Origin of the sequence: Acidovorax delafieldii 2AN, assembly GCF_000175235.1 — a bacterium.
GTDB lineage: Bacteria > Pseudomonadota > Gammaproteobacteria > Burkholderiales > Burkholderiaceae_C > Acidovorax > Acidovorax delafieldii_B.
The window spans coordinates 1-23,092 of sequence record NZ_ACQT01000025.1 but is presented as its reverse complement, the minus strand read 5'-3'; the positions used below and the strand labels follow the sequence as shown (position 1 = coordinate 23,092).

Here is a 23,092-nt window from a genome sequence, read left to right as displayed (position 1 = left end):
GTGTGGTCACTTTGCAGTGGACTCGGTGGTCAAGTGCATCTGGTTTTCGCAAATACACCCCCATGGATCTGAGGGAGATCCAGGACTGGATCATCAAACCGCAACTGCGCACCGTTCCGGGTGTCACCGAAATCAACACCATCGGCGGGTATGCCAAGGAGTTCCAGGTGGCACCGTGGCCAGACAAGCTGGTGGCTCACGGACTGACGATCGCAGACCTGGTCACTGCATTGGAGCGCAACAACGCCAACGTGGGCGCAGGCTATATCGAGCGCAGTGGCGAGCAATACCTGATATCCGGGGCAATATCAAGTGACATGAGGACGATCAAATGGGGCGCGGGATGCGTGACGATCTCAGGGCCTGATGGCGCCTACTGCGCGTGGTGGCGGCAAAAGCAGTAGACAAACTGCTGCGGTGCGCCCCAAGGGGTGGTGTGGATCTCGGTATGGCTTTCGATCAGCTCGAATGGTGCTCCGAACTTGCCGTGCAGTTCCTCGGGCGCATAACGGGAAACGGCCAGGCCGCTACACTTTTCAGGCCCCTGTGGCCCGAAGGTGCCGACAATGGCAAAGCCACCAGGCCTCAGGGCATGAACCACCTGCGCCACGTAGCGCTCACGCTGCTCGTCAGTGGTCAGAAAGTGGAACACCGCACGGTCGTGCCACACATCCACCGAAGCCGCAGGCAACTCCACCTCCAGAATGTCCGCCACCAGCCAAGCTACATCGGCGGCCTTGGGCCCCAGGCGTTGTTGCGTGACCTCCAGCGCCGTGTGGGACAGATCCAGCACCGTGATGTCCTCGTAGCCATCGGCCAGGAGGTCATCGACCAGCGTGGACTCGCCTCCGCCCACGTCGATGATGGACGCCTGCTTGGAGCCCGCAGCCGTGCGGACATACTGCAGGGACTGCAGGAGATGCGGTGCGTACCAACTCACCGTTTCCGGCGATTTGGTTTCGTAGACCGATTCCCAATGGGTTTGAGTGCTCATGATGGGCTGCTCTCCGACAAGGTAGTGAAACTACGAACGGCATTGATTGCCATGGGTCAGGAGGCGAAGCTTACCTCGCGAGGCGAGAAAAGCTTGCATGCCTTGGGATGTCGATACTTTTCTCTCGCAGGCGTGCGAGCAATCTGTGAAGTCCGCCACCGGGGTTGTCAAAAAGGCGTGGTCAAACTTCGCACGAAATCACTTGGTAATGAAGAATTTTTCCCTCCAGAGGACAAACCAGGATACGGCCAGTCTTGATTCATAAGCCTTTTCTTATTAAGAATAATTCCTTAATTTCAGAATGACGCTAAGCGCCAAGACCTGCGTAGCGTCATCAACTGTCACTGGCTTGGCGCTATTCATTGACCTTCTGATGCCTCGTTGGCCCGCTTTCGGCGAGCGGACTTCTGCGGTGGCCTGAACTGCGCGATCAACGTGCGCAGAGTTTCCGCTTCAGCCTTGTGCTGCGCAACCGCCTGAAGGGCTTGCTGCAGCTCAACACGTTGCGCCTGGTTGACCCTGGCGCTTTCGGCCATAGCGGCGCGTGCGCTGTCCCGCTCCGCCGCCAACCGTGTCTGGGCGGCATTGGCTTCCAGGAGCTTGGCGTGGTGACCCCTTTCGGTTTCAGCAAGCCTGGTCCTTGTGCTCGTCGGAACCGTGCGCCAGCACGCCCACGGAGGCGGCGGCGACACAGAGGCCGATCAGGGTATGGCGAATGTGAAACATGATGCATCCTCCTTTTGGTGGAGGGGCTGACTAGGGCTGCCGCGCCCGACGAGATGCCGCGGTTGTGAATTTTCTCAGCGCACGGGCTGGATGTCGGTGACGATCATCTTCCCGCCTTCCTGGACGACCATGAATTGCACCTTGTCGCCGGGCTTGAGGTTGGTGAGTTGGCCCTTGTCGCGGACGGCAAAGACCATAGTCATTCCGGGCATGTCCAGGTTCTTGATGTCCCCATGCTTGAGGGTGATCTTGCCGTTGTCCAGATCTACCTTCTTGACCTCGCCATCGGTCATGGATGCGGGTGCGGGCGCGGGCGCCGAAGTCTGGCCTGAATTGGGACTGACCTGGGCATGGCCCGCCAGCGGCAGGGCAGCGCCCATGGCCAGAGCGGAGATGGTGAGCAGACGTTGGATGGTGTTCATGGTGACCTCTGGGTAAATGGATGGATCTATGGTCAGGCCCGGCCATGGCTCGGCCAGCTGTGGTGGGCGCTTCAGACCATCACTTGCGGCCTACCTGGATGGCGCCCTTCATGCCGGCCTCATAGTGGCCAGGCATCAGGCAGGCAAAGTTCACGGCGCCCGCCTTGGTGAACTGCCAGACGATTTCACCCTGCTTGCCCGGTGCGAGCGTGACCTTGCCGGGTTCGTCGTGCTCCATGTCCGGGAACTTCTTCATCTGCTCCAGATGCTCGAGCAATTCCTTCTCGGTGCCCAGGCTGAGTTCGTGCTTGACCTGGCCGACGTTCTTGACAACGAAGCGCACGGTTTCGCCCTGTTTGACCTGAATGTTCGACGGCGTGTAACGCATGTTGTCGCTCATTTCGATGGTAACGATGCGACCGGCCTTGGCGTCAACGCCGGGTTTGCCAATGGCTGTTTCACCCCCGTCACCGTGACCACCTGCATGGGTGCCGCTAGCGAAGGCTACCCCCGACGTGGCCAGTGCAGCCATAGCGAAGAATTGAGAAATAGTGGATCGCGTGAATTTCATGGATGGACTCTCGTTGATAACTGAAGGGAAACCTCAATGCTCGCCATGCGAAGTGGGCTTGCGCACCTTGACTTCGGTCGGCGTTGCTGGCTTGCGCACACGCGGCATGGACTGGCCGCCCTCGGCGCTGAAGCGTGCGGGCTCGGCCATGGGGCCGGTGTACTCATGCGCCACCGTGCCTGCGGGATGCTTGTACCAGCCCGGATCCTTGTAGTCGCCCGGCTTCTGGTCGCGGCGCACCTTGAGCACGCTGAACATGCCACCCATCTCCACCGAGCCGAACGGCCCCTGCCCGGTCATCATCGGGATGGTGTTGTCGGGAATCGGCATTTCCATCTCCGTCATGTCGGCCATGCCGCGCTCGCCCATGACCATGTAGTCCGGGATCAGCTTGTTGACTTTCTTGGCAAGGCCGCTGTGATCCACGCCAATCATGGTGGGAATGTCGTGCCCCATTGCGTTCATGGTGTGGTGGCTCTTGTGGCAGTGGAAGGCCCAGTCGCCCTCCTCGTCGGCGACGAATTCGATCTGGCGCATTTGCCCCACGGCCACGTCGGTGGTTACTTCATGCCAGCGCGTGCTTTTGGGCGTCGGGCCGCCATCGGTGCCAGTGACCACGAATTCGTGGCCATGCACGTGCATCGGGTGATTGGTCATGGTGAGGTTGCCCATGCGGATGCGCACCTTGTCGTTGAGACGCACGTTCAGAGAGTCGATACCAGGAAAGACACGGCTGTTCCAGGTCCACAGGTTGAAGTTCGTCATCTCCGCGACCTTGGGTGTAGCGGCCCCGGGCTCAATGTCATATGCACTGAGCAGGAAGCAAAAGTCCCGTTGCACCTCGTCGATCAGCGGGTGCCTAGCTTTCGGGTGCGTGACCCAGAAGCCCATCATGCCCATGGCCATTTGCACCATCTCGTCGCCGTGCGGGTGGTACATGAAGGTGCCCGGGCGGCGCGCCACGAACTCGTAGACAAAGGTCTTGCCGGACGGAATCGCCGGCTGCGTCAGACCGGTCACTCCATCCATGCCGCTGGGCAGGCGCTGGCCGTGCCAGTGAACACTGGTGTGCTCGGGCAGCCTATTGGTCACGAAGATGCGCACACGGTCGCCCTCGACGACCTCGATGGTCGGGCCGGGGCTCTGTCCGTTGTAGCCCCACAGGTGGGCCTTCATCCCTGGTGCCACTTCGCGAACCACCGGTTCGGCGACCAGGTGGAACTCCTTGATGCCCTGATTCATGCGCCAGGGCAGCGTCCAGCCGTTGAGCGTCACCACTGGGTTGTACGGTCGTCCCGAATTGGGCATCAGCGGGGCCATGGTGTTCGGGCTGGTCTGAATGACGGGCTCGGGCAAGGCCGCCATGGCGACACGGCTCACCGCGCCGGCCGCAACGGCGCCGCCAGCAATACCGGCGAACTTGAAAAAATCTCTTCTGGATGTCATGGCAATCGTCTCTGCATCAGTGACCGGCACCCGCGTCGCTGGAAGCGCTGGTGGTGACCGACAAGGTGGTGTTGGTGGGGCGTCCGATTACGGATGCCTGCAATGCGGCATCGGCCAGCCAGAACTGCTGCTGTGAGTCCAAGGCCGCCGTGACGGCACCGACCTGATCGCGCGCATCGGCCAGCAGTTCGAACGCGCTGATCAGCATGCCGTTGTAGCGAAGCTGGTTCTCCTCCGCGATCACCTTGCGCACCGGAACCACTTCGTCGCGGTAGTGCCGCGCCACGTCGTAGGCCGTTCGATAGGCCGAATAGCTTTCGCGCAGGCTGGAGCCCGCGGAACGCACCGTGCCTTCAAGCTGGTTGGCGGCCGCCAGCGTTCGAGCGTTCATCGCATCGCGCTGCATTCCGCCCCAGTCAAAGAGGGGTAGGCGCACATCGATTTCCCAGCCGCGTGCGGTGGAGCGGGTGCCCTCGGCATTGTCAAATGTCGTGTTGCGACGCCCAGTGAGCTCGATATCGGTGAAGCTGGTCACCATGTTCAGGCCTTGGGCCTTGGCCGCGCCATCCAGCGCGGTCTGCGCCAGGCGGATGTCCAGGCGTGCCTTGGTAGCGAGCGAGCCAACCGCCTGCGGATCCAGTGCTTGCATGGGGAGATCAGGTAGACGTTCCGGAAGCTTGAGCGCCTGCGCCTGGCTTTCATCCAGCCCCAGCAAACGTACCAGTTCTTCCCGGCTGGCCGTGACCTGGTGCTGGGCCGTGCTCAGGCGGGTGGCGGCATCGGCATAAAAAGCCTGCTCGCGTGCGCGGGTGATGCGGTTGAAGTTACCCACGCTCTGCATGCGTTTGGCCAGTTCGGCTCCGGCCTCTGCACTGTCATAGACCTGCTTGGCATACTTGAGCGATTGCTGCGCCGCTACGGCGCGCACCCAGGCCTGGCGCACGCGCGTTACCTGGTCCACCACGTCGCTGGTCAAACGCAGCTGAGACTGCTCGATTCTCCGGGTGGCGACGCCATAGCGGGACGGCAAGGTCAGCAGATCCAACAGGCCAAAGGAGAGCGCACGCCCTAAGTCCAGCTCGGTGCCGGCCGTCATGCGCTCAAAACTGAAGATGGGATTGGCAATCCGGCCTACCTGCGCGGCGTCCGCTGACTCTCCCCAACCCTGTGCCAGCAGGGTCTGCAGGGACGGACTGTTCACCAAGGCCAACTGGACGGCATCTTTCTGATTTAGGGTCTCCGCCAGCAAGGTTTGAGCGGCCTGCGCTCGCTGGTCGCGCTCCTCCTGGGTACGAGCCAGGGCGAGTTTCCCATCGGTGAAGCTACCAGCTTCTTCGTTGACACGGCCGATGTTCTGCTCCAGGCTGACGCTGGCACAGCCGGTCAGCACCGCCAGTCCGAGTGCAGATAGAGCGAGTTTGGCGTGAGTGGCACGCAAACGCATCATGGTTTTTCTCCCCCGTGATGGCCAGAATGCGGATCGCTGACGGGAGCAGCGTCCTTGGCGGACCCGGGCTCGCCGGACTTGATTTCTTTCGCATAGGCGCGCCAGCCGCCGATTTCACCCACCTTGTCGTTCGCCGCCTTCCAGGGCTGGACGGACTGCTCCTTGTAGGCCTCGTAACCCGAGAGGGCTGATCGGTACGAGAGCAGGTAGCCCACCTTCGCGGTTTCGACCTCTGGCATCTGTGCAAATGCCAGGGATGGCACCATTAGTGCGGCGCCCAGCCAGAGGCTTGAGGTAGGTCGTGAAAGCCAGAGATTGTTCATGGATTTGTGATGCATTTTTGACGTATGTCATTGTGCAAACGACTAGCTGTCAAAGGCATAACGGCTTCATTACATCTTTGTCATGATCGAGCGGGGTGAGGGGTAACCCCTCACCCCTCTTACACCACCGTACGTGCGGTTCCGCCTACGGCGGTTCAAGTGAAACGCTGGAGGTGTTGGTGGATGGTCAACTACCGATACAAGCCCCACGCCTGTGAAGTATTTGGGCGGCAGTGCGGCGACCATGTGCCTGGCCCCGAGGTTCCACCAGGGGCCGCGCCAGTTGACGCTGGAGCGCCATGCGCGCAGGGCATCAAGCCCGTAGCGTCGCATCTGCGCTTCTCGCGTCCGTGGCCGCTTCCACTGCGCTCCCGGTTGTCAGAGCTGCCGATCCGTTATCTGCCCGACAGCCAACTGGAGCAGAACCACGCGTCCATGAGCCGCTATGGCTCCAGCACCAAACTGGTGTTCGAGATTTCGCAACTGCCGTAGACCACGCTCCCTTTGCGTGGTTCCTGCCAACCTTCATGCTTTGCGGTGCACACCACTGCGCGTACCGGCAACTCACGGCAATGTCGGCAAGATGACGTTTCTGTTATCCATAGCCGTGCAATTGAACGGCTTACGCACCAGTTGCAGGGCTTCTTGATCGGCTGGCGAAACTTACTATTTCGTATCGATCGCTGGTCTATTTCTCCCGCAAAAAAGGGCCCCTCATAACCTCCGTCAGTTCGACAATGGACACACCATGAACGTCATCACAAACCCGCTTGGCGCACTACTGCCAGTCATTCCGGTGGACAAGTTGGTGTCCAAAGCACCCATAGTTCAGGACGGTGGATTTTTGGACGCGATGAAGCAAGCGTTAGCGACCACGAGCCAATTGCAAAGTGAATCTGGGCGCCTGAGCCGCGAGGTCACGTTCGGCAACCCTACTGTCAGTCTTGAAGAAACGATGCTTGCAGGAGTCAAGTCGAACATTGCATTTCAGGCCACGCTGCAGAGCCGAAACCGAATTGTTCAGGCTTACACCGATGTAATGAACATGCAGGTCTGATGCGCCGAAGGCGAAGCAGTAAAAATGCAGGTAATGAGCGCACTCGTTGCTGAAATCGCCGGCTCACGTGGCGAACAAGCTGGAGTTGGAGCCTTTTTGACAAAGGCCCCTCCAGCTTTAACTGCTGACCGCCTGAAGAGCCGTTTTAGTACCGGGGTGTTGGAGCACCGAGCCCATGAACTGGGCTGGTGGCTCCATGCGCTGCTCGCACTGTGTGTTGTCCTGTTGTACTGGCTGGCTCATACTGCCGAGGCCGGAAGTCGCGACGTCGATGTGCACTGACGGCGACCAAGACATGCACATCCTAGCCATCAACGCCGGCAGTGCGACCCTCAAGTTCGGGGTTTTCGACCCGGCATCGGCCATGCCCGTGATCGAGTCGACGATCGACCATCCCGCAGTTGATGCCGCGGCGTTTGACGAGATCAAGCAGCAAGTACGAAGTTCCGGCGTGACGTCGCTCAATGCCATCGGCCACCGTGTCGCACACGGTGGCCCCTTCTTGCGCGAGGCGGCTTTCGTGGACGCGAAAGTCGAGCACGAGATCGACCAGGCTGCTGCGCTGGCGCCGCAGCACAACCCCGTTGCACTGGCCGGCATCCGCATCGCGCGCGAGCGTTGGCCAGGCGTGCGCCACGTGGCGGTCTTCGACACCGCTTTTCATGCCGGCATGCCAGAACACGCCTCATGCTATGCCGTTCCGCAGTCATGGCGCGCAGTTGGGGTGCGGCGATTCGGGTTTCATGGCCTGTCGCACCAGAGCGTGCTGGCGGCTGTCAGTTCCGCGTTGATGCGGCCTCCATCCGAACTGCGCATCGTGAGCTGCCACATCGGCAATGGGGCAAGTGTCTGCGCGATCGACCGTGGCCGCTCTGTCGACACCTCGATGGGGATGACGGCCCTGGAAGGTCTGGTGATGGGCACACGCAGCGGGGACCTCGACCCCGGCGTGCCAGGCTATGTCGCGCGTACCCTGGGCTTGTCACTGGTGCAAATCGAAGCGGCGCTTTACAGCGACAGTGGACTGAAGGCGTTGTCGGGTGTGGGCTCGGACCTGCGCGAGATCGAGAGTCGCGCGCGGGATGGTCATGCTGCTGCCCAAATGGCGTTGCAGGTCCATGCCTACCGCGTGCGCAAGTACATCGGTGCCTACGCCGCGGCGATGGGCGGCTGCGATGCGGTGGCTTTCACGGGCGTAGCAGGGGAAAACTCCCCGACGCTGCGTTGCCGCATTCTGGACGGCCTGGAATTCCTTGGCCTGCATCTGGACGAGGAGCGCAATCGCGCCTTCAGTCCGGCATCCGAAGTCTCCCAGCTTCAGGCGTCACGGTCCTCGGTCGCGGTGCTGGCCGTGCGTGCGCGCGAACAGTGGGTGATCGCGCACGAGACTGCCAGGGTTTTGAATGGTGCGCTAAGTGCCGAACACGAAATCGATGAATAGGGAGAGCACCGTGGTCAGCAACAGCCCCGCTCTCAGCGTCGCCCACAAGCCGGTCAACCCCTGTCACCGTGTTCTGCCGGTTGTACTTCCGAAAGCGCACGGACAATGGGATCACAGCCGCTCAAACACCCACGCTCTTGACCTATGTGCGGCACCTGGGTTCAAACTCTTGCCATGCGTTTCGACGCGAGACTACCCCGCTGGAGAACGGTGATGCAACTCATTGAATGCGCCCGGGAGGCAGGTGTGACCCCAGACACGCTGCGCCATTACCTGCGGGTTGGCCTCCTGGTGCCGGATGGTCGCGGCGCGAACGGCTATCGCGCGTTCTCCGAGCGCAGCGTGGCGCGGGTGCGGTTCATCCGCAACGCATTGGCGCTCGGCTTCACGCTCAAGGACGCCGCGGAGTTCGTTGAGATGAGTCAACGCGGAACATCTCCTTGTCCGCGCGCTCGGGCGCTGCTGAGCGAGCGGCTTGACGAACAGGCTCGACGACTGAAGGAAGCGACGGAGCTGCATCTGCGCATGCAGCAGGCAGACCGCGACTGGACGCGACTCCCTGACGGAGTACCGGATGGCCATTCCGTCTGCAGTCTGATCGAAGGAGCGGCAGCGGACGTTCAGCGCAAATCTGTGCGAGCGAAGTCTAGTCGTGTACGCGCATGACCGACTTTGATCGATTTTGATAGTCCCAGACATCATGAGGCTCTACGGACATGCAAAAAAGTGGCGTTGGTCATGTCGATCGTGCCGGCGCGAAAAAGAGTCGTCTGCTACATCGCAGCTTGCGCTGCACGCGAGCAACTGAGGTGCCCCAGATGAACCATTCCAAGACACTTGCGCAATCCCCGTCACCAGACATGAATGCCGCCGCGCTGCGCATCCTGCGCCGGTTGCTGGCCGGCATCGAGCGCCAGCCGGCGTTGCGTCTGGGCGATGTGCTCCTGCACGAGTTCGAGGCGCATCCAGAGTACACCCTGATCATCCGCGACCCGGGTCTGCTTCGACGCCTTGTCCTGCGGCCGGATCCTCTGCTGCTGGCGGAGGCCTACTTCCGCGGCACCATCGACATCGAAGGGGACCTGTACACCGCGCTTGGGCTCAAGGCGCACTTCGAGAAGTTCTCGCTCTCCTGGCGCGACAAGCTGGCCCTGTTGCGCGACGCTCTGATACTGCGCGTGTCTGACCAGGATGGTTTGAAACCATCGCGTAGTCTGGCCTCGCGCGTTGCGCGCCGCTTCTCCCATCGACATTCGCGCCAAACCGACCGAGCAGCAATTTCATTCCACTACGACGTTTCAAACGTGTTCTATGGTCTCTGGCTCGATGCCGAGAGAGTCTATTCCTGCGCCTACTTCGAGACGCCGGACGACACGCTGGACCAGGCGCAGCGCAACAAGCTGGAGCACATCTGCCGCAAGCTGCGGCTGCAGCCGGGCGAACGTCTGCTCGACATCGGCTGCGGCTGGGGCGCACTCGTGTGCTGGGCGGCACGAGAACATGGCGTGCGCGCGTACGGCATCACTCTCAGCCAGCAGCAGCTCGAATACGCGCGCGAGCGCATCCGATCAGAAGGCTTGCAGGACCTCGTCACGGTTGAGCTGCGCGACTACCGCGACCTCGATGGCACTGCCGTATTCGACAAGGTGTCCAGCATCGGCATGTTCGAGCATGTGGGCCTCGCTCATCTGCCGGCCTACTACGCCGTGGTGCAGCGTGTTTTGCGGCCGGGCGGGCTCTTTCTCAACCATGGAATCACCCATGACGAAGAGGGCTGGAACCGAACTGTCGCGACCGATTTCATCAACCGCTATGTCTTCCCTGACGGCGAATTGGACTGCGTCAGCAACATCCAGCTCGGGATGGAGCGGTCCGGCTTCGAAATCCATGATGTCGAAGGTCTTCGATCACACTACGCGCTGACGTTGCGTCATTGGGTTCAGCGACTCGAAGCGCGCCGAGAGGAGGCCCTGCAGGAAGTCGATGAGGTGACCTTCCGCGTCTGGCGCCTGTACATGGCGGCTTGCGCGCTGGAATTCGAGGCGGGCGGCACAGGGATCTACCAGATCGTAGCGTCCAAACGAGACGACGGAAGATGGCCCGTTCCTTTGACGCGCCGCGATCTTTACTCGGGTACTACCCCATCAAAGCCAATGACGGTGCGCGAAAAATGAGCAGGCCCGCTGACCGGGTTGCGCGAGTTGTATTCTTCTGTCCGATGCAGGTCAATGTGAGGGCGTGGAGGTGGACGGTCAGCAGACCCGCGTTCGCCCTATCCGCAGTTCGGCTTCGCGTGGTCGCAGTGACGCGGTCGCCGCAGCGATGGTACGCCGTGAGCCGCCGACAAGCACGCCGAGACGCCCGCCGACACAGCGCGGTGGCACCTCTGCGCACGCAGGCGCCGCGCACCTCCATGTCGCTGTTCATGGCCTGCGGCGTCTGGCTCGTCAGGCTGGGCGCCTACTTCGTGTTCCTGCGGCCGGCGCTGCTGCCCGAGGATCCGCGCTTCATCAGCGTGCCGCTGGATCGGCTTCGTGGATTGGCACCCGGTCTGGAGGCATGGCGGCGAATCGTGTTCACGGTGATGGGCGGCTTCATGACGGGCGCGTGCGTACTGATCGTCCACCTGGCGCGCATGGCCATGCGCGAGCGGCAAGGCGGTACCGGCTGGGCCGTCGCGTTCTCCGGGCTTGTGACGGTCGGGCTGATGAGTGCGATGGACTTCGTCCTCCACTCGGACTTCCGCTGGGTGCTATTGCTGCCTGCCTTGCTGTGGGCCGTGGCCGTGGTGCTATATGCGAGGCAGGTCTGACGTGCCCAGCGCCATGCCATTCGTTTCTGCGCCGGCGATCCGAGACGCCGGCGTTCCCAACCCCACCGACGCTCGTCATTGCGGGTCGGTTCCAAGGACCTTCAAAATGAATCACAACCTCCCCTGGGTCGCCGAGCGGGTGCGACTGTTCCGCGAATTCGATCCCGAGTTCGCGCGCTGGGCGCGCGGGCATGGCCCCATCGCCCACAACGACCTCACGCAGCTGCGAATCCACGACCTCGCACAGGTGCTGGTCGCCGAAGGCAAGGCGAGCGACACATCCGCGATCTACCGCACGCTGTGGGCCGCAGACCGATTGGCCGTGGCCGGGATGTGGCTAACGGTTCACATGACCTATGCCGATCGGGTCTATACCGACGGCCGGGAAATGGCGGCCGAGGACTACAAGGAGACGCCTGAAGGCCACACCGGCGGATCACTGAACATCGTGCCGGCCTATGTCGGCTACCTTGCCGCGAACGCGCTCAGCGGCCTGACACGCGGCTGGCTGATGGGTCAAGGCCATTGCGTGGCGGGCATCGACGCCTGCAACCTGCTTGTTGGCAACATGACGCCGCGCCACGCCGAGCGGTACGACCGAAGCGAGAACGGCCTTACGCGCTTCGCTCGGGACTTCTACAGCTACGCGATCGACGCGCAGGGGCGCCCGGCCTCGCCGCTGGGCAGCCACGTCGGCCCGAACACGGCAGGCGGCCTGTCCGAGGGGGGCTATCTCGGCTTTGCCGAACTGCAGTACGTGCACATGCCCCTGCCCGGCGAACGGCTGGTGGTGTTCCTCAGCGACGGTGCATTCGAGGAGCAGCGCGGCAGCGACTGGGCGCCGCGCTGGTGGCGCGCCGAGGACAGTGGATTCGTGGCTCCGTTCATGATCCTCAACGGCCGTCGCATTGAGCAGCGCAGCACCATGCAGCAGCAGGGCGGCCTCGAATGGTTCCAGCAGCATCTGCGCCTGAACGGCTTCGACCCTATGGAGATCGACGGCACCGACCCCGCCGCATTCGCCTGGGCCATCCACGCGATGGAGGAACGGCTGGCGGCCTGCGCTACGGGGGTTTCGCGTGGAACCGTTCAGTACCCGGTGCCACTTCACTACACCATCGCCGAAGCGCCCAAAGGATTCGGTTTTCCCGGTGCCGGAACCAACGCCGCGCACAACCTGCCGCTGGCGGGCAATCCCCGTCTCGACCCGTCAGCACGGCAGCAGTTCAACGAGGGCGCGCGCGCGTTGTTTGTACCGCCGGGTGAAATCGACCAAGCGGTGGCCCTGCTCTGCAGGCATGAGGTGCAGCGCCGTCCCCTTGAGCGGGACCATGCCCTAGCGCATCGCCAGGTCGCAGCGCCGAGGCTTCCGGAGCCGCAGTGGCACGACAACGATGTCTCGCCGATGGGCGCGCTCGACGGGGCCTTCGCCGCAATCATCAAGGCCAATACTCAACTGCGCCCGCGCGTCGGCAATCCCGACGAGCTGCGCAGCAACCGCATGGGCCAGACCTTGGACCTGCTCAAACACCGCGTCTTCACGCCCGAACCGGGCTTGGCTGAAGCCGTGGATGGTGCCGTGATCACGGCCCTCAACGAAGAGGCTGTGGTCAGTGCGGCGCTGGGTAACAAGGGCGGCATCAACCTCGTTGTTTCTTACGAGGCCTTTGCCGTGAAGATGCTGGGTGCACTGCGGCAGGAAATCCTGTTCGCGCGCCACCAGGCGGAGGCCGGCATGCCTCCGGGCTGGCTGTCGGTAGTGACGGTGGCGACATCCCACACCTGGGAGAACGGCAAAAACGAGCAGTCCCATCAGGACCCGACACTGGCCGAAGCGCTGCTGGGCGAGATGTCCGACACCGCACGTGTGTTGTTCCCGGTGGATGCCAACAGTGCCGTCGCGGCGCTGCGAGCCGCCTACACCTCGCATGGCCAGTTCTGGACACTGGTCGTTCCAAAGCGGGCCATGGCCAGCCAACTGAGCGGCGAACAGGCCCAGCGTCTGGCCGATGAGGGTGCCTGCGTGGTGAAGCCCTGCGACGCACCCGATGTCTTGCTGGTCGCCATCGGTGCGTACCAGCTACAGCAGGCGCTGCTCGCGGCGCGGCGGCTGGACGACGCCGGGCATCGGACGGCAGTCACCTGCGTCATCGAGCCGGGCCGCTTCCGGCTGCCACGCGACGAGCGCGAGCGGGCTTTCGTGGCGGGCGACGCGGCATTGCGCTCGCTGTTCCCGGACACCGCTGCGGTGCGCGTCATCGTCTCGCACATGCGGCCGGAGCCGACGCTGGGCCTGTTGCGCCGCATCGATACAGGGCCTCGGCAGACCCGTGCACTGGGCTACCAGGCGCGCGGTGGGACGCTCGACGTTGCCGGCATGCTGTTCGCGAACCGCTGCACGTGGGCGCACGTCGCGACCGAGGCAGCGCAGGCGCTCGGCGTCGATCCCGCGAGCATATTGACCGCCGAGGAGTTGGCCGCGGTGGGAGGCCACGGCGACCCGCGGGCGGTGATGGTCTCGGCATGATTCCCCTGTTCTCCCCATAGGGACAAGAATAACGTCGTTTCCGGCGCCGATCGGTACGAGGCCGTGGTCCAATTGGAACCCTGTGCCCGCCCATTTATCGAGACCATGTCCCACGCGCTTGAAACTCTCATCGGTCACTGGAAAGCCGATCCGCTGAGCACCTACAACACCTGGTTCCTTTGGGAAGAACGGCTGAAGAACTTCCGCTCGATTCGCCGCGGCCTGGCGCAGGTGGTCAAGGACATCGATGCGGGCACCTTCGGTAGCGCATTCCGCGGTTCCTCGCTCGAAACGGTGGTCGGCTCGGTGGCAGAGCAGCGCCAGATCTTCAAGGGGGCAGACCATGCATTCCTGTGGAAGCCCAAGCTGCGCATTCCCGACATCTACGAGAACGCGACCAACCAACAGGCCTTTGCCCGGTTGTTGCACACCTGCGACTGCTGCAACAGCGCAGAGGAAGTGATCGAAGCAATACGGCGGATCGACGCTCGTCAGATCAAGGGTCTGGGCCCCGCCGTGGCGAATCTCCTGTACTTCGTTCACCCCACGATCGTGATGCCGTTCAACACCGCGATCGTGAAGGGCTACAACGCGGTCACGGGCAGCAGCGTCAAGCTCGGCAAGTGGGAGCACTACCTCTCGATGCGCGAAGGCGGCCTTCGCCTCAATGCCCAGCACCGCAACGCGTTGTCGAACGACATGGGGGCACTGGCTGGGCTGCTGTTCGACATCGGCTCGGGCCGGTACGCGGCGCCACCGCGCGATGACGATGCGGCCGCCCTCCAGGGCTGGGAGGCCGATCTCGAAAAGGTGCGCGAGGAATCGGCCGCGGCCCACAAACGCTGGGCCGCGGAGCGCGAGAGCGACGCGACCCACACCGAAATTCAGGGATGGCTGCGCGACCTGGGCAAGTCGCTCGGCTACGGTGTCTGGATTGCGTCCAACGATCAGGGGCGCAGTTATCAGGGAGGTCGCCTTGGAGACGGCTGTCTGACGCAGCTCCCCGCGCAGGCCCGGGCCGGTCTGGACTCTGTTCGCCTGATCGACGTCATTTGGGTGGAGGCCGACGGCTCGAAGGTCGCCGCTGCCTTCGAGGTCGAGCACTCGACCTCGATCTATTCCGGCATCGTGCGCATGCTCGACCTGGCCTTGGGAACGGAACTGGGAGCGGGCGTATCGATGTTCCTGGTGGCGCCGGACGCTCGCCGCGAGGATGTCCGCAGCCAGTTGCGTCGGCCGGCATTCACGCGGGTGGCGGAGCTGGGAATTCGCTACCTCCCCTACAGCGAGCTTGGCGCGCATCGCGATGCGATCGGCAGATTCGGCTCAGGCCTAAAGCCGTTGAACGAGATATCGCACCTGCTGTGATGCACGGTCGTCGAGGCACCAGCGGCACCAGCGGCAGAATGTACCGCCCAAGCGTGAATCGACGCCTAGTCGCGGTCGTGGATGAAGTCGTGCCGCAAGCCGAGTGCGGCATCCGTCCGAGCGATTGACGCTGACGGATCGGACTCGATGCCGCTCAGCGCGCGGATCGCATCGATGGTTTCGGGAATCACGATCGCCTGGTTGAAGACCTGGTAGGTGTAGTACGCTTGGTCGCCATCTACCGCGAGGACGTCCTCCCACAGGGCGACCTCCCACATGTCGCCGCGCGGGCGGCCAAGATCGGACATCAGCTCCACCGTACTGTTGAGTGCCACGAGGCCATCCGAGGAACGCACGAACGCGATCCGTGGTGCCGCACGGAAGGCCGCCAGCACCTCGTCGCGCGTTGCCGGCCTCGTCAGTTCGACCCACCAGGTGTGCAGGTGACTGCTGTTGTGGGACGCCTTGACCGCGATCGTTACCACATCCAGGTCCGGGATCACGGTCCTCGCGTCCGGTCCCTGGTGGCTGGGGATCGCCTTCTCCGGCACGAGGGTGTTAATGATGCCCTCAGCATGCGCTTCCCAGGGGTCGGATGCGCGGCGGATGAGCGTGCCGCGTGCACGCTTGAGCAGGCCGGCCGTCCGCAGCGCCCCCAGCGTTCGCACGATGGACGTGGTGTTGCAGGAGACCACGCGAGTGGACTCGCGGCCGATGGCCGACGCATAGTTCGCTTGCGCGACGAATGAGTGCCCCGTCAGCGCATGAGACTCACCACCGTGGAAGATCGACTTCACGCCGGCCGCGGCGTACACCTCTTTGTTGACCGCAGCGACTTTCTTGGGCGTGCAGTCGACCACGACATCGGCCTTCGCGAGCAGTTCTGCCAGATTGCCCGCCAAAGCAAGACCTGCGGCGCGCATCGCTCCTTCAGCTTCAAAGGTTGCCGCGTGGATGGCGAAGCCGCGCTGCGCGGCGACCTGTAGTCGATAGTCGTGCACCACGTCTGCGACGCCGGCAAGTGCCATGTCCTCCTGGAGCGCGACCGCGTCTGCCACCCGCTTGCCGATCACACCGTACCCGTTCACCGCCACTCTGACCTTGTTCATTCCTTGCTCCTGACTTGATGAGACGCGTCAGCCACGGCTGCGCGCAATGAAAAACGTGAACCGGATCGCCAGCGCATAGCCCAGCAGCGCGAGCACCGGCATGTCGCCCCAGCGAGGGCCTACGGCGTGCTGCATCAGCAAGCTTGACGCGATGTACAGGCCCAGCGTCACGAGCGCGAGGGCGATGCGGCGGCCGAGGCGGTCGATACCGCTCAGCATCCGGACGTCGGGCTTGATCGACAGTTGCAGCAACTCACGCTGCCGCAGTACGCTGTGCAGGCGCCGCGCCAGCAGCGTGGGCAGCGCGTTGGCTGCATTTCCCAGCTCGTAGGGCAGACGTTGTGACGCCGCGGATTTGCGCTCATCGAATATGCCGGTTGCCGTGTGGCGCGAGATGGCCTCGATGATGGAGAAGTCCGGCGCGAGCAGGCGTACCGTCCCTTCGAGCAGCAGCAGTGTGCGGGTGAGTACCAGCAGGTCTCTGGGAAGCCGGACATCCTGGGTCCGGCCGGCCGCCACGAGCTGCGCGAGCGCATCGGAAAGCGACCAGTCTTTCAGCGGGTGCTCTGCGCAGTCCGCGACCAGCGTGCGCACCACGGGCACGAAGACGGCCCTATCCGTGCCCTCGCCGACCAGTCCCAAGTCCAGCCAGGCGTCGACCACCCAGTCGGCATCCTGCTCGACGAAGGCCAGCGCGAACGCCACCAAAGCGCGCCGCATGCTGCGGTCGACCCGGCCCACGATGCCGAAATCGTGCAGGCAAATGCGGCCATCGTCCATCACGAAGACGTTGCCGGGGTGTGGATCGCCATGGAAGAAGCCATCGCGGAAGATCTGCACGATGTAGCTGTCCACGAGCTTGCCCGCAGCGGCCGCGCCCATGGCAGGCGGCAGACCGTGCAGGTGGGCCCCGCGGCTGAACTGCTGGACCATCACCGTCGATGTGCACAGCCCGTCCACCACGTCGGGCAGCACGATGTCGGGAGAATCTCGCCAGGCGTCGGCGAAACGTCGCACGGAACTCGCCTCCCGGGACAGGTCCATTTCGTAGCGGAAGTTCGCCGCAACCTCGTCCACGATGGCCGCCAGACCCCAGCGGCGCAGCGAGGGGACGAACCACTGGATGGTCAGGACCAGCCGGCGCAGGATGCGCATGTCGGTCTCGGCTTGCTCGGCCGCACCAGGGCGGCGGATCTTCACCACGACCTCCGTCCCTTCGGGTAGCGCCGCACGATGGATCTGCGCGATCGAGGCCGCGGCCAGCGCCTGCATGTCGAAGCGTGCGAAGACCTCTTGCCAAGGGCGGCCCAGGGCCGCCTCGACCTCCTGGACAGCCTGTTCCGAAGAAAACGGGGCCACATGCGCCTGCAGGCTGGCCAGGGCCCGTTGCGCATCGAGAGGCAGGACGTCCGCCCGCAGGCTGAGGTGCTGGCCCAGCTTCACGAAGGTCGTTCCCAATCGCTGCAGCACTTGGGCAAAGCGATCGGCCGCCCGGTGCGTGTCGCAGCGCATGAGTCCCCGGTGCCAGGCCACCCAGAGCAGGAACCCGGTCAGCGCCATTGCGATCTGCGTCGCCCGGCGCAGCGCCGAGCGTTGCGGTGGACGGCCCGGAAGGCGCGCGCCAGAAACGGAGCGGTCAGGGCGCATCACGGCTCATCCACCCTGTTGCGCAGCCGGCCCGCATGCCAGGCTGCGATGTTCGAGACGGTCTCGTCGAAGATGCGCGCGATCGCCTCTGTCGTGTTGAAGCCGACGTGGGGAGTCACGAGCACGCGCGGATGGGTCAGCAGCGGGCTGGACGCCATCCAGCCGGTATCGCAACCGAGCCCCCCGCAGCCCGTGGGCACCTCGGGAGACAGCGCGCCTTCTTGTTCCAGCACGTCCAGGCCGGCGGCTGCGACACTGCCGTCGTCCAGCGCGCGCAGCAAGGCGGCCTCGTCGATCAGCGCTCCTCGTGCCGTATTGATCACTACCACGCCAGGCTTCATGCGCACGAAGGCCCGGGCGTCGAGGAGGTGGCGCGTGGCCTGGGTGGCCGGAACATGCAGGCTCAGGATGTCGCTGTCTTGCAGGACCTGCTCCCATGTCACGAGGGACACGCCAGCGGGGCACGCAGCCGAAGCAGCGAAGGCGGGGTCGTAGGCGAGAACGTCCATGCCGAACCCCACGGCGATGCGCGCCACGTGGCGTCCGATGCGGCCCAGGCCGACGATGCCCAGCGTCCTGCCTTCCAGCTCGAAGCCGGTGAGTCCGCGGTAGGCGAACGAGCCCTGGCGCGCCCGCTCGTGGGCCTGCGTCAGATGGCGTGTCACGCCCAGCAACAGTGCGAAGGCGTGCTCGGCGACGCTGGCCGACCCGTAGTCCGGCACATGGCAGACGGCAATGCCGCGTTTGCGACACGCCTCCAGGTCAATGTGGTCGAAGCCCGCGGAGCGGGTGGCGACGAGCCGCAAGCGCGGCAGCATGCGAAGCACCGATTCGTCCACCCGCGTGCGCACGAACACGCAAAGGACCTCGATCGCCCCATCTTCGGTGTCGGACGCCACCAGGTGCTCGCGCTGGACGAAGTGCGCGTGCCAGTGGGCCGGAAGCCATTGCTGCATCGCCACTTGGTCCGTTGGTGCGAAGTCGGTGAACAGAACACTAAGACGATGGTCCTCGGTCATGGCGCAACCTTGATGGCGCTGTACAGGGACAGGATGTGGAAGATGGCAACGAATTGCCGTGTCTCGGCAACCTGCGCAAACCCTGCTTGCGCGAGCACCGACGGCAAGTGACCGGCGACCGCGTCGCGCGTGGTCTCGAAGCCATCGAGCAGTTGAACGGCGAAGAACGCCGTACGGCTGATCGGTCGGCGCGAGCGCTCCCGGTCCGCGAAGTGCAGTTGAACGCCAACGCGCAGAACGCGATGCATCTGGCGGGCCGCTTTCAGTTTGTCCGCGTGCGCCAGGTGACGGAAGAAGACGCTCGACACGACCCGATCGAACGAGCCATCGCCGTAAGGCAGGTATGTCGACAGGCCTTCGTCGAATCGGATCGGCGCCGCCACGCTCGCCGCCTTCCGGCGGGCCAGCGACAGGATGGCGGGGTCGGCATCCACCCCGGTGACACGGGCCTGCGGGCACGCGGTGGCCGCAAGGAGGGCGAGCGTCCCCGTTCCGCATCCGGCGTCCGATACGTCGTGGCCATGCTGGATCGACGCCTGCGCCACGAGGGCCGGCTTGAACGCTTGCTCGCGCGTGGTCAGCACCACCACCCGGTCGTACAGGGGCGTGAGCACGTGGTGGGCAAGTGCGGGCCTGAAGCCGGCCGGACGATCCGTCATTGCACGGCGAGCCTCGCTCGGGGTTCACGGAACTGCCACAGCACGATGATGCTGAGGACGCCGGCGAAGAAGCACCACACCGAGATGAACCAGGTCGCATAAAAAAAATAGGCGGCGACCGCGGACACGAAGGCCGCATTTCCGAAAGCCGCTACGCGCCGGTGGCTGGAGACCATCAGACCTGCGCAGGTGCCGATCAGGTACAAGGCCATCGTGGTCAGGACGTAGAAGTGCGGGGAGTCGTAGAAGATGTGCTGGCCGACCACGCGCGCGGTGATGGGCAGTCGCACCAGCATCACCAAAAGGTACACCCCGACGAGCGCGCCTGCGAGCGCGATGCCCGCGAGAACCCGACGGCGCCACGGAACGGTCTCCAGCGCCAGGGCGGCCAGCGGCACGTAGATCGGCCACAGGACGTGCGAGAAGAACGAATAAAGATGCGTCAGCACCACCTTCAGCAAGGGCGCGCGGTCGGGGAATGTCAGCCACAACATGCCTTCGAGTAGCTGCTGAATCCCAAAGAGCAACGGGATGGCCGCGTAAGGCACTTCGCGCCACGCGCGGACCCGGCGCACGGTGACGATCCCCGTCCCCAGAAGTACCGCGGCTGCCGTGAAACTGGCTGGTGCAGAAAAACACATCGCTGTCATTTCCTCTTGAATGTGGGCGTCATGGCGTTCATGGCTGTGGCCGATCTGTCGGTCCTGGCGGAGATGTTCCCGGTGCGGCTCGATGCTGCGAACCCGGATCGAGCGCCTGGGCGCGGCTCAGCGCGGCGTGCAGGGTCGCCGTCCGGTCCTGGACCCTGCGGATCCAGGGCGATGGGAAAGCAGATGCAAGCCACGCATAGAGCGTGTACTTCACCAGCTTGCCCAACCAGAGCGCCAGAAGAACCTCGGCCACCGGCAGCCGGGAGATTGCCGCGAACATGAGGGCAGGCGTCAGCGGTACCGGGAGCGCTGCAATGACCAGCAGCGCGGGCACGCCGTACCCGCCGAGCCAGGACGTGGCGTCACGCCAGGCCGTCGATCGCACCACGTCGGGGTAGGCGACGAAGAAACGGTTCCAGCCCAAGTGATGAAACACGAGATAGAGGACCAGTGCGCCAATGGCCGCGCCGATGCTGGAGGTCGCGGCGATGCTCCGCCAGCGCCGCGGGGCGAGTAGCACGGCAGCGACGAGCAACGTTCCGAACGGAATCGTCATCGACAGCGTGGTGGCCATGGCCACGGCCGCCACGATGAGGGGAAAGGCACGCGTCTCCGCCCCGCGGGTCAGCGCGCGCAGCAGGCCGGTCTCGACGGTTTCGTGCAGCATCGTCATCGGCGCTCAGGGCTTGCGGACCGCGGGCCGCTGCCCGAGTTCGACTTGTACGGTCACCGTCTCGCGGCCGCGCAGGATCTTGAATTGGGCGTTGCTGCCCGGTGCGACCGCGGCTGTTTCGCCGATCAGGCCGGCGGTGTCCGGGATCTCCTTGCCGTTGATCGCAAGCACCGTGTCACCGGGCCTCAGCCCGGCGCGATCGGCAGGCCCGCCGCGCTGCACCGCCACCAGTGCGGCGCCCCCGGTGGCACCGGTGGCCTCGTGGATCACGTCTCGGGCGCTCACCCCCAGCCAGCCCCGGCGCACGCGGCCGGTGGCAATGATCTGCTCCATCACCTGCCGTGCCAAGCTGACCGGGATCGCGAAGCCGATCCCCTGGGAGCCGCCGCTGCGCGAGTAGATGGCGGTGTTGATGCCGACGAGATGGCCGTTCCCATCGACGAGCGCTCCGCCCGAATTGCCGGGGTTGATCGCCGCGTCGGTCTGGATGAAGTTCTCGAAGGTGTTGATGCCCAGGCGGTTGCGCCCCGTGGCACTCACAATGCCTTGCGTGACGGTCTGGCCGACCCCGAACGGATCGCCGACGGCCAACACGATGTCGCCGACCTGCACCGATGCTGGATCAGCGAAGGTGATGGGCTGCAGCCCCGTGGCCTCGACGCGCAGCACGGCAAGGTCCGACTCCGGATCGATACCGACGACGCGCGCCGCGGCAACCTTCTCTCCTGGCAGCATCACGGCGATCTCGTCGGCGCCCTCCACGACATGGTTGTTCGTGAGGATATAGCCCTGGGCCGCGACGATGACGCCTGACCCAAGACTCGACGCGCCTTGGGCGGCGTCCTCATCGCCGCCATCGGGCCGCAACCAGTTCTGCATCCTGCGCGGAGGTGTCTTGCGGGTGTAGATGTTCACAACCGAAGCGGACGCCTTGGCGGCGGCGGCGCGAAACCCCGCCTCCAGGCGGGCTGTGGTCGCGCTCGGTGTGGTAGGCGCCGAGCCGGTAGCGGCGCCCGCATGCGGCGCCTCCTGTACCGCCACGACGTCGGGCGTCACAGGGAAAGGCGCCGGCCCGAAGGCCCGCCAGGCGATGATGACCCCCGCGCCGATCGCGATTGCCTGGGCCAGCAGGAGCCAGAGCCGCCGCAGCGCGGAGGGGCGGCGTACAAGGTCGTCGCTCATGTGGCGCTGGCCTCGATCAGGTCCTGAACCGCGGCCGCCAGCGGTTCCACCACGCTGATGCCATTGGAGGCATGCGGCACGGTGTCGCAGGTCAGCACCCGCTGGGGGCCCGCCGCGAGGAGCGCGTCATAGGCATCGGCGGCAAAGAGCGCATGCACACCGATGCACACCGGCGGCGGCAATCCGACGCGGCGCACGCTCGCGATGGCCTGGATCATCGTGCGCGCGCTGGACACGATGTCGTCGATGAGCACGGGCTGGCGGCCTGCCAAGGCCGAGGTGTCGGGCAGGCTGACCTCCACGTCCTTGTCGCCCCGGCGAATCTTCTGCAGCACGGTAAACGGTGCATCGGCCCCCCGCACGACTTCCTGGACCCATTGCTCGCTTTCGGCGTCGGGGCCGATCAGCACTGGGCGCTCCACGTTCGCCGCGACCCAGGCCGCGATGACGGGCGCGGACTGCACGGCGCGCGTGGGCACACGGTAAATCTCGCCGAGCGAGTGGTAGCGGTGCAGATGGGGGTCGACGGTGACGACGCCATCGAACACCGTCGATACCAGCGCAGCGAACGTTCGGGACGTGATCGCTTCGCCCGTGTTGAAGCGCCGGTCCTGGCGCAGGTACGCCAGGTAGGGCGCTGCCAGCAGTACGCGTGTGGCACCGAGGTCGCGTGCAGCGTCTGCCGCGAACAGCAGGGGCAGCGCCTTGGCGTCGGGCTGTGCCAGGCTGGCCATGAGCACGACGGTGCGGCCCGTCACGTCGGCGTCCAGCCGCACCAGCGACTCGCCGTCCGGAAACCGGTGCAATTGCAGGGTGGCCCGCTCCGCACGCAACGCGCGGACGAGGCCTTCGGCGAAGGCCTCGTCGCCTGACAGGTGAAAAATAAGTGGTTTCATACGTTCTCTGAAATCTGGAAGATCGGTGGGCGCGCGCGGACGAACTCCAGGGCATAGGCCAGTTCGCCTGGTGCCTGGGCATGCAGCGTGAACAGCGGCTGTCCGGCTTCGACGCGATCGCCA

The 23,092-nt window shown here is 64.3% G+C and carries 24 protein-coding genes and 2 pseudogenes; 10 read left to right on the top strand and 16 right to left on the bottom strand.

Annotation, left to right across the window (positions count from 1 at the left end; translation table 11 throughout):
* Positions 1-53: 53 nt before the first annotated feature.
* Positions 54-296: pseudogene (locus ACDELDRAFT_RS06245) on the top strand (efflux RND transporter permease subunit); the annotation flags it as partial.
* Positions 297-373: 77 nt separating this feature from the next.
* On the opposite strand, the gene ACDELDRAFT_RS06240 reads toward ACDELDRAFT_RS06245, so the two are convergent.
* The 7 genes from ACDELDRAFT_RS06240 to ACDELDRAFT_RS06210 all read right to left on the bottom strand — a co-directional run bounded on the left by ACDELDRAFT_RS06240 (position 374) and on the right by ACDELDRAFT_RS06210 (position 5,929).
* A complete protein-coding gene (locus tag ACDELDRAFT_RS06240; RefSeq protein WP_005794628.1) occupies positions 374-994 on the bottom strand; it encodes a class I SAM-dependent methyltransferase in 621 nt (206 codons plus the stop codon).
* 359 nt (positions 995-1,353) lie between these two features.
* Complete coding sequence (locus ACDELDRAFT_RS25345) at positions 1,354-1,530, bottom strand: hypothetical protein (RefSeq protein WP_198403216.1); 177 nt, start codon at positions 1,528-1,530, stop codon at positions 1,354-1,356.
* Between the two features lie 264 nt (positions 1,531-1,794).
* Positions 1,795-2,142 carry a copper-binding protein gene (locus ACDELDRAFT_RS06230; protein WP_005794624.1) on the bottom strand — a complete coding sequence of 116 codons (348 nt, stop codon included), beginning with the start codon at positions 2,140-2,142 and terminating at the stop codon, positions 1,795-1,797.
* A 79-nt stretch (positions 2,143-2,221) separates the two neighbouring features.
* Complete coding sequence (locus ACDELDRAFT_RS06225; protein ID WP_005794622.1) at positions 2,222-2,713, bottom strand: cupredoxin domain-containing protein; 492 nt, start codon at positions 2,711-2,713, stop codon at positions 2,222-2,224.
* A 33-nt stretch (positions 2,714-2,746) separates the two neighbouring features.
* Complete coding sequence (locus ACDELDRAFT_RS06220) at positions 2,747-4,159, bottom strand: multicopper oxidase family protein (RefSeq protein ID WP_005794621.1); 1,413 nt, start codon at positions 4,157-4,159, stop codon at positions 2,747-2,749.
* Between the two features lie 16 nt (positions 4,160-4,175).
* Positions 4,176-5,606 (bottom strand): TolC family protein, encoded by a 1,431-nt coding sequence (locus ACDELDRAFT_RS06215; protein WP_005794617.1) that lies wholly within the window; start codon positions 5,604-5,606, stop codon positions 4,176-4,178.
* The gene (locus ACDELDRAFT_RS06210) at positions 5,603-5,929 is read right to left on the bottom strand and encodes a hypothetical protein (protein WP_013722282.1); all 327 of its coding nucleotides are present in this window, start codon (positions 5,927-5,929) and stop codon (positions 5,603-5,605) included. Before ACDELDRAFT_RS06210 ends, ACDELDRAFT_RS06215 begins: the two co-directional genes overlap by 4 nt.
* A 183-nt stretch (positions 5,930-6,112) precedes the next feature.
* Between ACDELDRAFT_RS06210 and ACDELDRAFT_RS06205 the strand changes: the two genes are divergently transcribed.
* The 9 genes from ACDELDRAFT_RS06205 (at position 6,113) to ACDELDRAFT_RS06170 (ending at position 15,134) form a co-directional block, all read left to right on the top strand.
* Positions 6,113-6,421 carry a hypothetical protein gene (locus ACDELDRAFT_RS06205; RefSeq protein WP_005794613.1) on the top strand — a complete coding sequence of 103 codons (309 nt, stop codon included), beginning with the start codon at positions 6,113-6,115 and terminating at the stop codon, positions 6,419-6,421.
* Positions 6,422-6,677: 256 nt separating this feature from the next.
* Positions 6,678-6,986, top strand: coding sequence for a flagellar hook-basal body complex protein FliE (gene fliE, locus ACDELDRAFT_RS06200; protein ID WP_005794611.1), 309 nt, complete (start codon positions 6,678-6,680; stop codon positions 6,984-6,986).
* Between the two features lie 33 nt (positions 6,987-7,019).
* Complete coding sequence (locus ACDELDRAFT_RS25340) at positions 7,020-7,268, top strand: hypothetical protein (protein ID WP_172734524.1); 249 nt, start codon at positions 7,020-7,022, stop codon at positions 7,266-7,268.
* Positions 7,269-7,350: 82 nt separating this feature from the next.
* On the top strand, positions 7,351-8,427 hold the full coding sequence (locus tag ACDELDRAFT_RS06195) for an acetate/propionate family kinase (RefSeq protein ID WP_232504728.1): 1,077 nt from the start codon (positions 7,351-7,353) through the stop codon (positions 8,425-8,427).
* Positions 8,428-8,640: 213 nt separating this feature from the next.
* Positions 8,641-9,093, top strand: a complete 453-nt coding sequence (locus ACDELDRAFT_RS23935; RefSeq protein ID WP_005794607.1) for a MerR family transcriptional regulator — start codon at positions 8,641-8,643, stop codon at positions 9,091-9,093.
* Positions 9,094-9,245: 152 nt separating this feature from the next.
* Positions 9,246-10,601, top strand: coding sequence for an SAM-dependent methyltransferase (locus ACDELDRAFT_RS06185; protein ID WP_005794605.1), 1,356 nt, complete (start codon positions 9,246-9,248; stop codon positions 10,599-10,601).
* Positions 10,602-10,840: 239 nt separating this feature from the next.
* Complete coding sequence (locus tag ACDELDRAFT_RS06180; protein WP_005794603.1) at positions 10,841-11,239, top strand: hypothetical protein; 399 nt, start codon at positions 10,841-10,843, stop codon at positions 11,237-11,239.
* Positions 11,240-11,345: 106 nt separating this feature from the next.
* The gene (locus tag ACDELDRAFT_RS06175; protein WP_005794601.1) at positions 11,346-13,766 is read left to right on the top strand and encodes a D-xylulose 5-phosphate/D-fructose 6-phosphate phosphoketolase; all 2,421 of its coding nucleotides are present in this window, start codon (positions 11,346-11,348) and stop codon (positions 13,764-13,766) included.
* 105 nt (positions 13,767-13,871) lie between these two features.
* Complete coding sequence (locus ACDELDRAFT_RS06170; RefSeq protein ID WP_005794599.1) at positions 13,872-15,134, top strand: hypothetical protein; 1,263 nt, start codon at positions 13,872-13,874, stop codon at positions 15,132-15,134.
* A gap of 65 nt (positions 15,135-15,199) precedes the next feature.
* Here ACDELDRAFT_RS06170 and ACDELDRAFT_RS06165 read toward each other — a convergent pair whose 3' ends face one another.
* The 9 genes and pseudogenes from ACDELDRAFT_RS06165 to ACDELDRAFT_RS26180 form a co-directional block, all read right to left on the bottom strand.
* Entirely contained in the window at positions 15,200-16,243 is a 1,044-nt protein-coding gene (locus tag ACDELDRAFT_RS06165; protein ID WP_005794597.1) for a type II glyceraldehyde-3-phosphate dehydrogenase, read from the bottom strand.
* Positions 16,244-16,270: 27 nt separating this feature from the next.
* Positions 16,271-17,803 carry an ABC1 kinase family protein gene (locus tag ACDELDRAFT_RS06160; RefSeq protein WP_005794594.1) on the bottom strand — a complete coding sequence of 511 codons (1,533 nt, stop codon included), beginning with the start codon at positions 17,801-17,803 and terminating at the stop codon, positions 16,271-16,273.
* A gap of 86 nt (positions 17,804-17,889) precedes the next feature.
* Complete coding sequence (locus tag ACDELDRAFT_RS06155; protein WP_005794592.1) at positions 17,890-18,909, bottom strand: hydroxyacid dehydrogenase; 1,020 nt, start codon at positions 18,907-18,909, stop codon at positions 17,890-17,892.
* On the bottom strand, positions 18,906-19,568 hold the full coding sequence (locus ACDELDRAFT_RS06150) for a class I SAM-dependent methyltransferase (protein ID WP_005794590.1): 663 nt from the start codon (positions 19,566-19,568) through the stop codon (positions 18,906-18,908). The genes ACDELDRAFT_RS06155 and ACDELDRAFT_RS06150 overlap by 4 nt, the downstream gene beginning before the upstream one ends.
* The gene (locus ACDELDRAFT_RS06145) at positions 19,565-20,209 is read right to left on the bottom strand and encodes a DUF6629 family protein (protein WP_005794588.1); all 645 of its coding nucleotides are present in this window, start codon (positions 20,207-20,209) and stop codon (positions 19,565-19,567) included. The genes ACDELDRAFT_RS06150 and ACDELDRAFT_RS06145 overlap by 4 nt, the downstream gene beginning before the upstream one ends.
* A 37-nt stretch (positions 20,210-20,246) precedes the next feature.
* Entirely contained in the window at positions 20,247-20,891 is a 645-nt protein-coding gene (locus ACDELDRAFT_RS06140; protein ID WP_005794586.1) for a YqaA family protein, read from the bottom strand.
* A gap of 6 nt (positions 20,892-20,897) precedes the next feature.
* Entirely contained in the window at positions 20,898-22,073 is a 1,176-nt protein-coding gene (locus ACDELDRAFT_RS06135; RefSeq protein ID WP_005794582.1) for a S1C family serine protease, read from the bottom strand.
* Complete coding sequence (locus ACDELDRAFT_RS06130; RefSeq protein WP_005794580.1) at positions 22,070-22,969, bottom strand: ribose-phosphate pyrophosphokinase; 900 nt, start codon at positions 22,967-22,969, stop codon at positions 22,070-22,072. The genes ACDELDRAFT_RS06135 and ACDELDRAFT_RS06130 overlap by 4 nt, the downstream gene beginning before the upstream one ends.
* Positions 22,966-23,092, bottom strand: a pseudogene (locus ACDELDRAFT_RS26180) (thymidine phosphorylase); the annotation flags it as partial. The gene ACDELDRAFT_RS06130 and the pseudogene ACDELDRAFT_RS26180, both read right to left, overlap by 4 nt.